The organism is Winogradskyella sp. MH6, assembly GCF_022810765.1.
Taxonomy (GTDB): Bacteria; Bacteroidota; Bacteroidia; order Flavobacteriales; family Flavobacteriaceae; genus Winogradskyella.
The window spans coordinates 1458767-1471544 of sequence record NZ_CP094494.1 but is presented as its reverse complement, the minus strand read 5'-3'; the positions used below and the strand labels follow the sequence as shown (position 1 = coordinate 1471544).

Sequence of the window (12778 nt, the reverse complement as noted above, 5' to 3'; positions counted from 1 at the left end):
ATTTTAGATAAAGCTAAGTTTCTTAAAATTTTGATTTAAAACAACCTCATCATTAGCATTCAACCATTTGCTCAAGATAGTAGCATAAACAGTTCTAAAATCAATTTCATATTTTAAATCTCCGTTGCTATCTAAGTCTTTAAGGCTAGCCAGATTATTATAGAAACCTGCTTGCTTAAGATTTTTGCCTATAACAAAAACGTTGTTAGCAGCACCATGATCAGTACCATTTGCAGCGTTCTGTTTTACACGTCTACCGAATTCTGAAAACGTTAAAATCAAGGAGTCTTTAAAGGTTCCGTTTTGCTTTAAATCCTTCACAAAGGATGAAATACTTTCTGCATACTGAGATAATAACCTAGCTTGCTTATCTTGTTGATTGGCATGCGTGTCAAATCCACCAAGAGAAGTATAAAACACCTTTGTATCTATATTAGAGTTGATAAACTGTGCAACATTTTTCAATTGTTTAGCAAGCGCATTTTTTGGATAGTCTTGTTGAGATAATTTCACTTTCGTATTTTCATAAATGTACTTTGCCGAAGACTTTGCCTCTATCATAGTTTGATAGAGGTAGCCTAAATTATGTTCATTTAAATGTGCATCATTGTAATGATTATGTACACTCTCAAAAAATGGATCCTTAGCAGTTCTGTATAAAACTTTGTAATCGTTAGTTGCAATACCGTTAAAATGCTCACCCTTCATTGCTAAACTTAACTGTTCATCCATCTCAATGGCATTATAGGGTTTATTACCATACATATCCATATAACGACCCAACCAACCACTTTGCAAATATTGATTTGAATCACTTGCTGTTTGCCAAATGTCCATAGATCTAAAATGAGAACGTACAGGATTTGGGTAACCTACATTATTTAAAATTGAAAGCTCACCATTATCAAATAATGAGCGTAAAGGCGCTAAACTTGAATGAAATCCTAAATCATCCGTCATTTTAATAATGTCTTTAGTAATCGCCAAACGTGGTCTGGAGTTGTAATAAATATCATTGTTATATGGAATTATGGTATTTAAGCCATCATTTCCACCCGCAAGTTGAACAACCACCAATCTCTTATAACCCAAACGTGTAGCATCAACAGACTCAAACGCTTTGAGGAAACTTGGCACAAACAACAAACTACTCGCCAATGCAGAATCTTTTAAAAATTTTCGTCTATCCATAACTAACACATTTGATATTCTGGTAAGGACATTAGTTGAATGCAATAATCGCGCTTTGAAGCCTTGCTTAAAGTTTTCAAATATTCAGCAGTACCTTTATTTATTTGTCCTTGAATAAGGACTTCTGAAAGATTTTTAGTCTCAATAGTCTTGAAGTTTTTTAAAAAAGCATCCCAATCTGGCAAGGTTTTAAAAGGCAACTTATCTTTACTTCGTTTAAAGTATTCCTCCCGGAATTTATCGTTGAAGTCTCCATATTCTTTTAATGAAATGAGTGCATTATTCAGAAGAACTGAAGGCAATTTTAAACGTATCATAATTGTATTGGCATCAATCCATGCTTTATCACCTTTCCAACCTGCAACATTAGGTGGATCTAACAACATTTGCCCCAATAATCTTTGAATTACCAATAAGTCCTTATCTCTTTCAAATTTAACAGGAACCGTGTTTGCAATACCCACTAAAAATTCAATCGGTGACTTTATTTTACTACCAATATTTTCTTCAGCATAAAACCAATCAGACATAAATACAAAACGCATGAGATTTTCAATATTATAATCTTTAAAAAACACATTAGTCATAGCTTCGATATGCGTTTTGTTTGGCTTTGGATTTACAAAATAACGATACACCTTGCTACAGATAAACCGAGCACATTGTTTATTAGAAAGTATTTCATCTATAATATCATCTCCATCAAAACGAGCTGTCTTACCCAAAAAGGTTTTAAATCCATAATCGTGTTGAAGCTTTCTGAAAATAAATTCACCTTTAAAGTTATGACTATAACCCGTAAATGCTCTTGCACTTTCCTTAACATCCTTTTCTGTATAATGACCTTCTCCCAAGGTAAACAACTCCATCAACTCTCTAGCAAAATTTTCATTAGGTTTTCGTTTTCTATTTTGCTTACCATTTAGATATTTTAGCATTGCAACTTCTTTAGAAATTGCCTTTGTAAATTCTCTAAAATCACCTAGCGCATAATAACGAAGTGTGTTGTTATATTTCTGCATATGCAGTGGATGCCTATCTCTACATACAAAGTGATTGGCCCAAAACAAGGTCATTCGTTCTCGCAACAATTCGTTAGGAAAAATCAAGCGTTTTACCCATGCATAATTGAGTTCTAAAATCCTTTTTTGACTTTTTTCTTGAATCCCCTTTGCCAAAGACGGAAACTTTTTAAGGTCATTTGGGTCAACACCTTCGAGATAAGAAAAGTCTAATTCAATTGGTGTGATACTTTGGGAATCTTCAAAAAGTGCATTGACAACTTGCTTTCTATCTTTAGTAAAACCATTGTAATTTGTTGGATACCAGCCAAAACCAGCACGCCAATACAAATGTTGAAGTTCCTTTTGTGTCATATCCCTTAGACTATGGTTTATGGTTATGGTTTAACGAAAACAAGAATCATTCCGAAGTATTTATATAATTTAAATAAAAAAACCCGTTCCTAGATTAGAAACGGGTTTTTGGAATTCAAATTATGTTATTATCTATAAATCAAACCTAATACCTTGTGCTAAAGGTAATTGGTCTGAATAGTTTACCGTATTGGTTTGTCTACGCATGTACACTTTCCAAGCATCAGATCCTGATTCACGTCCGCCACCAGTTTCTTTCTCACCGCCAAATGCGCCTCCAATTTCAGCACCAGAAGTACCAATATTTACGTTGGCAATACCACAATCACTTCCTGCAAAGGATAAGAATTTTTCTGCTTCTTTCATTTCGTTAGTCATGATTGCAGAAGATAATCCTTGCGCAACTCCGTTTTGCATGTCAATTGCATTTTCTACATCGCCAGAATATTTCATTAAATATAAAATTGGTGCAAAAGTTTCGGTTTGTACAATTTCAAAATCATTTTCAGCTTCAATAATTGCTGGTTTTACATAACAACCAGACTCGTATCCTTCACCTTCTAAAACGCCACCTTCAACTAGTACATTTCCGCCTTCAGCTTTAGCTTTTTCTATAGCAGATAAATACGTGTTTACAGAATCTGTATCGATTAATGGTCCAATGTGGTTTTTCTCGTCTAATGGGTTACCAATAGTTAATTGCTTGTAGGCACCAACTATGGCGTCTCTTACTTTATCGTAAACAGATTCGTGTATAATTAAACGACGTGTACTTGTACAACGTTGTCCGCAAGTACCAACAGCACCAAATACTGCACCAGGCACCACGACTTTTAAATCTGCAGTTGGTGTAATAATTATAGCGTTGTTTCCTCCTAATTCTAATAGAGATTTACCAAAACGCTCGGCTACTGTTTTACCAACAATACGTCCCATACGTGTAGATCCTGTTGCAGAGATTAACGGAATTCTATGATCTGTTGTCATAAATTCTCCTACTTTGTAATCTCCGTTTATGATACAAGAAATACCTTCTGGTAAATTATTTTCTTTTAATACCTCAGCAATTATATTTTGACATGCTACTGCACAAAGTGGTGCTTTTTCTGAAGCTTTCCAAACACAAACATCACCACAAACCCATGCTAAAGCTGTGTTCCAAGACCAAACTGCAACTGGAAAGTTAAATGCTGAAATAATCCCAACAATACCTAAAGAGTGCCACTGCTCTCTCATAACGTGACCTGGTCTTTCCGAAGGAATGGTTTGCCCGTTTAACTGTCTTGATAAACCTACTGCAAAATCGCAGATATCTATCATTTCTTGTACTTCTCCGTAACCTTCTTGTAAAGATTTACCCATTTCGTAAGATACTAGCTTACCTAATGGTTCTTTTAATTCTCTTAAACGATTACCAAACTGTCTTACTATTTCACCTCTTTGCGGTGCTGGCATTGCTCTAAACTCTAAAAAGGCATCTTGAGCTGTTTTTATAACTTTATCGTAGTCTTCTCTTGTTGTAGTAGAAACTTTACCAATTAACTGTCCATCTGTTGGAGAGTAAGATGAAATTAAGTCTCCACTTCCAAAACCGTTAGAGCCTGTAGAAGTTCCATCGTTAACATCTTTAACACCTAATTGTTTTAAAGCTTCTTTTATTCCGAAATCGGTAGCAATTGCTTCCATTTATGTCTAAATTTTATGAATTATTAAATTTTTATGCGAAGTTACTAATAAAAAGTCAGTTTGCCTTGAGTCTTGGCGTTTAAAAAACGTAACTTTAATGCACTTAAAATTAGTTGTTTCTATGAATAGATTTTTATGCGCTTTAGTCATTTTACTTTTATGTTTTTCCTGTGGGGAATTAGTACCTAATCCAGATGAAAATCCAAACAATATTACCAGAGATTCTTCTGAAAAAATAGAAGAAAAGAAACAAGAATTTGCCATTGTAATTCATGGTGGAGCTGGTACTATTTTAAGAAAAAACATGTCTCCTGAAAAGGAAGCCGAATACAAAGCTAAATTAGAAGAAGCCATAAGAACTGGTTATGAAATTCTGAAAAACGGAGGAAGCAGTCTCGATGCAGTTGAAAAAACTATAAATGTTATGGAAGATTCTCCGCTTTTCAACGCAGGAAAAGGTGCTGTTTTCACCAATGCCGAAACCAATGAACTCGATGCTTCTATAATGGATGGAAAAACCTTAAATGCTGGTGCTTCTGCCGGAACGACAACTGTAAAAAATCCTATAAATTTAGCTAGAGCTGTTATGCAGAAATCCGAACACGTCATGCTTTCAGGAAAAGGTGCTGAAACATTTGCTGAAGAACAAGGTCTAGAAATCGTTGCACCAGAATATTTCTATACCGAAAACAGATTTCAATCTTTGAAAAACATCAAAGACAAAGAAAAAACTGAACTAGACCATGATGCTAAAACTGCATTCTACGATCCCGTGATTAAAGATTCAAAATTTGGAACGGTTGGTTGTGTAGCTCTAGATAAAAATGGAAATTTGGCAGCAGGAACATCCACAGGTGGTATGACTAATAAACGTTATGGTAGAATAGGTGATGCACCAATTATTGGCTCTGGTACTTATGCTAATAATGCAACTTGTGCTGTATCTAGTACTGGTTGGGGAGAATATTTCATAAGGGCTCAAGTTGCTCATGATATTTCTGCTTTAATGGAGTACAAAGGCTTATCCCTAAAAGAAGCTACACAATTGGTTATACAAGAAAAAGTACCTAACCTTGGTGGTAATGGAGGCGTTGTAGCGGTTGATAAAAACGGTAACATGGTTATGGAGTTTAATACTGCTGGGATGTATCGTGCAAGCATGACTGATGATGGAGAACTAACCATTAAAATTTACGAATAATAAACTTTGTGTTTTTTTTAACATTTACTCAAAGACTAAATCATAAAAAATCAGCGTAATTATTTAACAAGAATGCACCTACCCTTCTTTTTACTGAAGTTTTATTTAATACCATCATCAACTATGCGCATCAAAAAGCACCTCGCCTTCCTAGCTTTAATCCTAATCGTTTTTTCCTGTAAAAAGAAGCCTGTCGAAACCGATAACATTTTCAAATTTCGCGATTACATCAGCTACACAACTTCTGGTCGTGTATCTATAGTTGACCCAATAAAAATTAATTTAGCTGAAGAAGTTGGTGGCTGGGAAACAGAGCAAAACATTGATGCGAAAATTGTAAAAACACATCCTTATGTTGAAGGATCTCTTAAAGCTCTAAATAAGCATACTCTTGTATTTACACCTGACGAAAACTTAGAGCCAGACACCGAATACACGGTAACGGTAAATTTAGCTGACATCTATAAAAACATCCCAAAAGATTTTGAATACTACACTTTTCAGTTCAAAACCATAAGACCTAGTTTCAATCTTAACACCAACAATCTGCAATCGTATAGCAAAGAATGGCAATATGTTTTAGGAACATTACAATCAGCTGATGTTATTACCCTAGAGGATGCTAAAAAATTGGTAGAAGCTTCTCAAAACAAAAAAGACCTCAATATTGTATGGTTAGAAAGCAACGACACATCTCGTTATTTTGAATTTAAAATAGATAGTATCAAGCGCGAGATTGAAGACAGTAAAGTCCTTGTCTCTTGGGATGGCAAAGCAATTAAAGCAGATAACAAAGGGGAAAATTACCTCAACATTCCTGGTAAAAACAACTTTACTATTATAGAAACTAATGTGATTCAAAATCCTGAGCAATATCTTACCATCAACTTTTCAGACCCAATACAAAAGCAACAGAATTTTGCTGGTTTGGTAACACTTCAAAATGTAAAGAATCCAAAATATATCGTCGATGGCAATGTATTAAAAGTATATCCAGACACTAAATTGGTTGGCGATATTAGAGTTGATGTGTTTACAGGAATTAAAAATACAGATGGCTTCAAACTCAAAAATCAGTATACCCAAACCTTAACGTTTGAAGAATTGAAACCTCAAGTGCGCTTAGTGAGTAGTGGTTCTATTCTTCCGAATTCAAAAGACTTAAAATTTAATTTTGAAGCGGTTAATTTGAGTAAAGTCGATGTACGAATCATCAAACTTTTTGAAGATAATGTGCTTCAGTTTTTACAAGACAATAACCTCAATAGTGATAATAGTTACGCGATTAGAAATGTTGGTCGTCGCATTGCCAAAGAGACCATAACACTTATTCAAAATCCATCTCAAAATACAGGAAAATGGAAAGCCTACAGTATCGATTTATCTAAATATTTACAAGCAGATGCTGGTGCCATTTACCGTGTCGAAATCGACTTCAAAAAAGACTATTCTTTATATGATTGTTCGTCAAATGTTGAAACTTCAGATGTTGATGAAGACGATTACTACGATGAGTATTACGACGACTATTATGAGGATGATGTTTATGCTTCCGAAGACATTTCCGAAGAAGAGCAGGACTTAAGAGAAGAGCGTTATTGGGACAATCTTATTTATAGTTATAAGAACAGAAACTACAACTATCGAGACAGAAATAATCCGTGTACAGAATCGTATTTTAATTATGGTAATAAAGGCATTGCTGCCAACCTAATTGGCTCTAACCTTGGTGTTATTGCTAAGCAAGGCAACGACAATACCTACTTTTTTGCGGTGACCAATATTTTGGACACCAACCCAGAACGTGGCACAAAAATCACATTATACAACTATCAACAACAGCCTTTAGCCGATGGCATAACAAATCAAGATGGTATTGTGGAAATTGACGCCAAAAAACGTGCAGCTTTTGCGGTTGCTGAAAAAGGCAACAATGTAAGCTATGTAAAATTGTTTGATGGCAACTCGCTGTCGCTAAGTAAATTCGATGTGTCTGGAAGTAGATTGCAACGAGGCCTTAAAGGTTATATTTATGGCGAACGTGGTGTTTGGCGACCTGGCGACAGTCTGTTTTTAACTTTTATGCTTAATGACAAAGCTAACAAATTACCAAAGCGTCATCCTGTAAAATTAGAAATCACAGACCCAGTTGGTAAGCTGGTATATCGCAAAGTTTCGGTAGATAACATCAATAATTTCTACGATTTTAAAGTACCGACTTCGACAGATTATAAAACCGGAAATTACAATGCTAAAGTCTCGGTTGGAGGTGCCAGTTTTACTAAAAGTTTAAAGATTGAAACGGTAAAACCAAACCGTTTAAAAATTAAAATAGATTTTGAAGACAAGGTGTTGACGAACAACAAACCGCTTCAAGGCGACTTGAACGTGGCTTGGTTACACGGTGCACCTGCAAAGAACTTAAAAGCTGAAATTAAAGCGAAATTCACAACAAAATATACCAGTTTTGATGGTTATAAGAATTATGAATTCAACGACCCAACACGCAATTTCAGTACGGAAGAAACTAATGTATTTGAAGGGAATCTTGATGCTGAAGGCAATGCAAAAGTCAATTCAACATTAAATATTGGAAAAAATGCACCTGGAATGTTAAACGCACAATTCCTAGTTCGTGCTTTTGAAAATGGTGGCGATTTTTCACTCGATGCATTTACGGTTCCTTATGCACCTTACGAGAGTTTTGTTGGTTTGCGTTCGCCTGAAGGCAATCGTTATGGTTCTTTCTTTACAGATGAAAATCACACGTTTGATATCGCTACAGTTGATGCCAATGGAAAACCTATTCAACGCAAAAAACTAGAAGTAAAAATCTATAAAGTTCAATGGCGTTGGTGGTGGAATTCCTCTTACGACAACCTATCAAGCTACGTGTCCAGCAATTACCACAGACCAATGCAGCAGTATGAAATTGATACAGATGCCTCAGGTAAAGCAAGCTTCAAAATCAATATTCCTGAAAAAGATCGTGGACGTTACCTCATCAGAATTGTAGACCCAGTAAGTGGTCACGCTACTGGTCGTACGGCTTACTTCTATAAAAATTGGTGGTCTAACTCGCCATCTGGCGACAAGGATGCGGCTAAAATGTTAGTCTTTTCAACCGACAAGGACAACTATAATGTTGGCGAAACGGCAAAATTAACCTTTCCATCTGGTAGTGAAGGCAGAGCGTTAATCAGCATAGAAAATGGTACTGAAGTTTTAAAACACCAATGGGTAAAAACGCAACCTGGCGAAACCACAGTAGATATTCCTGTAACGCCAGAAATGGCACCAAACGTATTTATCAATATTTCGTTGCTGCAGCCTCACGCTATAACATCTAACGATTTACCGATTCGTTTGTATGGTGTTATTCCTATGATGGTAGAAAATCCTGCTACCAAATTAGAGCCACAAATTAAGATGCCAGATGTTATAAGACCTGAGCAATCTTACGAGATAAAAGTGTCTGAAAAGAACAACAAACCAATGACTTACACTATTGCTGTTGTTGAAGAAGGTTTACTCGATTTAACTAGATTTAAAACACCAAATGCTTGGGATAGTTTCTACGCTCGCGAAGCGTTGGGTGTAAAAACTTGGGATGTTTTTGACGATGTTATTGGCGCGTATTCTGGTAGCATAGACCAAGTGTTTGCCATTGGTGGTGATGGTTCTGCAGCTAAAGGCAAGAACAAAAAAGCCAACCGTTTTAAACCTGTGGTAACGTATTTAGGTCCTTTCCTTTTAGATGCAGGAAAAACACAAACGCACCAACTAAAAATGCCAAATTATATTGGTTCTGTGCGCACAATGGTTGTGGCAGGAAACAATAACAAAGAAGCCTACGGAAGTGCTGAAAAATCTGTTCAAGTTAAAAAGCCTTTGATGGTTTTGGCGACCTTACCACGCAAATTGAGTCCTGGCGAAAAAGTAACGCTTCCGGTTACTGTTTTTGCGATGGAAAACAAAGTAAAGAACGTCAACCTATCCTTAAAATTAAGTAATGGCATTACGGTAAAAGGTCAGCAAACACAATCGCTTCAATTTGATAGACCAGATGAAAAAATGGTGTATTTTGAATTGGATGTTTCCAAAGCAAAAGGTATCAATACGATTGAAGTTATCGCTTCAGGAAATGGCGAAAAATCGAACTATAAAGTAGAGATTGATGTTGAAAATCCTAACCCAATGACCTCTCGTGTTATTGATAAGGAATTGGCTGCCAATGGCAACCAAACCATTGATTTTTCAACCTTTGGCGAACCAGGCACCAACTATGCAACAGTAGAATTTTCAACCTTGCCACCAATGGATTTCTCTAAGCGTATGGCATATCTCATTCGTTATCCTTATGGCTGTGTTGAGCAAACCACGTCTAGTGTATTTCCGCAGTTGTACTTAGCGGATATTTTCGACCTAACGGACAAAAAGAAAAAAGAAGTTCAGCAAAATATTGAAAATGGTATTCGTCGTTTGGGCACATTCCAAAATCCTGATGGTGGACTTGGTTATTGGAGAGGAGAGCGCACAGCAAGTGATTGGGGAACGAGTTACGCAGGACATTTTATGATTGAAGCCGAAAAGAAAGGCTTTGTTTTACCATTGAGTTTTAAGAGCAACTGGATTGCGTATCAACGCCAAGCGGCTCGTAACTGGCGACCAAGTTACAGACATTACCATAGTGACTTAACGCAAGCTTACAGATTGTACACGTTGGCATTGGCAGGAAGTCCTGATTTAGCAAGTATGAACAGATTACGTGAGTTTGATGAAATTTCTAATGATGCTAAATGGCGATTGGCTGCGGCTTATGCTTTGGCAGGGCAAAAGGAAGCAAGCCAAGCCATAGCAAAAACAGCAAATATTGATTTTCAACCTATCAATTCTGATAATTACACTTATGGTTCGTTACACAGAAATAGAGCAATGGCTTTGGAAGCTATGCTGCTTACCAACGATTCTAAAAAAGTAGAATTGGCAAAAAGCATTGCAAAATCGTTGTCTAGTGACAAATGGATGAGTACGCAAACCACAGCCTACAGCTTATTGGCGATGGGTAAACTTATTGTTGAAAATGGTGGAAAAGATTTAAAACTAAGCTATTCCATAAACGGAAAATCGGAAACTATCGATACTAAAAATGGCATTGCACAACGCAGTATTCCTGTGAACGATGGCGCAAATCAGATAACAGTGAATAACAACAGAGACAATGTGGTCTATGTCAGAATTTTAAATTCAGGTAAACTAAAATTAGGCGAAGAACTGCCAGTGCAACGTGGTTTTTCAATTTCAACAGTCTATAAAGATTTACAAGGCAACATAATTGATGTTCGCAAATTACAGCAAGGTCAGGATTTTGTGGCAACGGTAAGCATTTCTAACCTCACGAGTGATTATGTAAATGATGTAGCGCTGACACAGATTTTCCCATCAGGTTGGGATATTGTCAATACGCGCTTTACAGATTTTGGCGACACAACAGTAAGCCAAGCCAGATATACAGATATCAGAGATGATCGCGTCAACTTCTTCTTTGATATGGACAGAAGTGGCACACGTGGCACAAAGACCTTTACAGTAATGCTCAACGCTTCGTATTTAGGCACCTATTATTTACCAGGTGCACAAGCCGAAGCAATGTACGACAATGATGATTATTTAGTACGCAACAAAGGGCAATGGGTTACCGTTGAGAAGTAACACATTCCTGCAAAAGCAGGAATTTCATAAAAGTAACGTCTGTTCGAGTGATTCTGACCAAAAGTCAGAATTGTATCGAGAACAAATAGAAGTGAAAAAAGTTTCTTTTTCTCGATACTAATTTCAACCTATAAATAGCTTGAAATTCACTCGAAATGACGAAACTTTAAAAGACTAAATTAATTTAAAATAAATTCTGAATCAACACTTCGACAAGCTCAGTGTGATAGTTCAGAATGAAATAAACAAAGCTAAACTACTTGTCGTCCGGAAGACAAGAATCCAAAGAGAACAAACCGCTAAAATGTTCAATTTAAAACTTAGAAAAAATGAAAAATTTAAAAATGATTTTAGCGATTGGATTTGTATTCAACATCCTAGTAGTAACAGCGCAACAAAACGCTTATGTATCGGCAGAAAGCGGATTGTCTCTGAGAGATCAGCCTGATGTTAGCGGCAAAATGCTAACAAAATTAGCCTATGGTGAAGCCATTGGTGTGTTAGAAAAAACCAATAAACAATTGGTTGTACTCGATGCTGGCGAAAAAGTAAGTGGTGAATGGGTTAAGGTAGAAACCAGAAATCATATTGGTTATGTGTTTGACGGATATTTATCATCAGAAAAAATTGCCAAAACCATTCGCTTGAAATTAAAAGATTTAAACGTTGAAATTAAAAATTTAGCAACGAGTGATTATAAACGTTCACACGATTTAAATAATAGTGAAATGGCAACCATCAATGTTGACGCAGACGCAACACCAGAAGGTAAAAACATTGTACTAGTAGATAGCGACTATAAGCACGTAAGCTTGTTTCAACGCTATGAAAATAGCTTCTCGTTTATGAGTGCAGATTCAAAATGCAACACTAACGAGTGGACACAATTTGACACTGAATGGAAGCCATTAAAGCAATTGAATTCTAATACTTATGAGACTTTGACATACACTGAAAAGGACTGGATTACTTTTATTGAAACAGCAACTAAAGATTTAAAAGATGATGTGGTAGATAAGTGTGGTGAAGATTGGTTGAATTATGTAAAGACCATTGATAACGTTAAAGACTTTCCTGTGAGTGTGTCGACAAATCGTGTATTTATCAAAATGATTTTAACCGATTTTGAAGATAATGTAACAGAAAAAATCATTGAGTTTGAAATGCCTAAAAGCTCTTGAAATATAAATTTGTCAATTTGAGTGCAGTCGAATAATTCCAAAATTTTATGAAGTTTTGACTGCGCTCAACCTGACAAAATTAAATACAAATGAAGAACAAAATTCCCTACTACGCAGTCATATTCACATCAACTCAAACCGATGACATTGAAGGCTACTCTGAAATGGCTGAGAAAATGGAAACTTTAGCTAGACAACAAGAAGGTTTTATTGGAATTGAAAGTGCTCGTAACACCGTTGGCATAACTGTCAGTTACTGGAAAAGTTTAGAGGCCATAAAAAACTGGAAAGCCAACACAGAGCATTTACTCGCCCAACAAAAAGGTCGCGAGCAATGGTATAATTGGTACAATGTAAAAATTTGTAAAGTCGAACGTGAGTACGAATACGAGAAAAACATTTAACCCTTGTCATACTGAACTATTTTCATG

7 protein-coding genes are annotated in these 12778 nt (G+C 36.1%); 4 read left to right on the top strand and 3 right to left on the bottom strand.

The genetic code is table 11. The features are described from left to right. Window positions 1-3: 3 nt before the first annotated feature. The 3 genes from MST30_RS06535 to amaB all read right to left on the bottom strand — a co-directional run bounded on the left by MST30_RS06535 (window position 4) and on the right by amaB (window position 4253). A complete protein-coding gene (locus tag MST30_RS06535; RefSeq protein ID WP_243473580.1) occupies window positions 4-1191 on the bottom strand; it encodes a DUF1501 domain-containing protein in 1188 nt (395 codons plus the stop codon). 2 nt (window positions 1192-1193) lie between these two features. Then, on the bottom strand, window positions 1194-2567 hold the full coding sequence (locus MST30_RS06530; protein WP_243473579.1) for a DUF1800 domain-containing protein: 1374 nt from the start codon (window positions 2565-2567) through the stop codon (window positions 1194-1196). Window positions 2568-2699: 132 nt separating this feature from the next. Continuing rightward, entirely contained in the window at window positions 2700-4253 is a 1554-nt protein-coding gene (gene amaB / locus MST30_RS06525; protein WP_243473578.1) for an L-piperidine-6-carboxylate dehydrogenase, read from the bottom strand. A 121-nt stretch (window positions 4254-4374) separates the two neighbouring features. On the opposite strand from amaB, the gene MST30_RS06520 reads away from it, so the two are divergent. The 4 genes from MST30_RS06520 (at window position 4375) to MST30_RS06505 (ending at window position 12751) form a co-directional block, all read left to right on the top strand. Continuing rightward, the gene (locus MST30_RS06520; RefSeq protein ID WP_243473577.1) at window positions 4375-5454 is read left to right on the top strand and encodes an isoaspartyl peptidase/L-asparaginase family protein; all 1080 of its coding nucleotides are present in this window, start codon (window positions 4375-4377) and stop codon (window positions 5452-5454) included. A 123-nt stretch (window positions 5455-5577) separates the two neighbouring features. Beyond that, complete coding sequence (locus tag MST30_RS06515; protein WP_243473576.1) at window positions 5578-11166, top strand: alpha-2-macroglobulin family protein; 5589 nt, start codon at window positions 5578-5580, stop codon at window positions 11164-11166. A gap of 329 nt (window positions 11167-11495) precedes the next feature. After that, window positions 11496-12347 carry an SH3 domain-containing protein gene (locus MST30_RS06510; protein WP_243473575.1) on the top strand — a complete coding sequence of 284 codons (852 nt, stop codon included), beginning with the start codon at window positions 11496-11498 and terminating at the stop codon, window positions 12345-12347. An 89-nt stretch (window positions 12348-12436) separates the two neighbouring features. After that, window positions 12437-12751: an antibiotic biosynthesis monooxygenase family protein gene (locus MST30_RS06505; protein WP_243473574.1), complete on the top strand. Its 315-nt coding sequence runs from the start codon at window positions 12437-12439 to the stop codon at window positions 12749-12751. Window positions 12752-12778: the final 27 nt, after the last annotated feature.

Excerpts from the sequence above, each read along its gene's own strand:
- MST30_RS06535 (WP_243473580.1), bottom strand. The coding sequence starts at position 1,191 with ATGGATAGACGAAAATTTTTAAAAGATTCTGCATTGGCGAGTAGTTTG.
- MST30_RS06530 (WP_243473579.1), bottom strand. The coding sequence starts at position 2,567 with ATGACACAAAAGGAACTTCAACATTTGTATTGGCGTGCTGGTTTTGGC.
- amaB (WP_243473578.1), bottom strand. The coding sequence starts at position 4,253 with ATGGAAGCAATTGCTACCGATTTCGGAATAAAAGAAGCTTTAAAACAA.
- MST30_RS06520 (WP_243473577.1), top strand. The coding sequence starts at position 4,375 with ATGAATAGATTTTTATGCGCTTTAGTCATTTTACTTTTATGTTTTTCC.
- MST30_RS06515 (WP_243473576.1), top strand. The coding sequence starts at position 5,578 with ATGCGCATCAAAAAGCACCTCGCCTTCCTAGCTTTAATCCTAATCGTT.
- MST30_RS06510 (WP_243473575.1), top strand. The coding sequence starts at position 11,496 with ATGAAAAATTTAAAAATGATTTTAGCGATTGGATTTGTATTCAACATC.
- MST30_RS06505 (WP_243473574.1), top strand. The coding sequence starts at position 12,437 with ATGAAGAACAAAATTCCCTACTACGCAGTCATATTCACATCAACTCAA.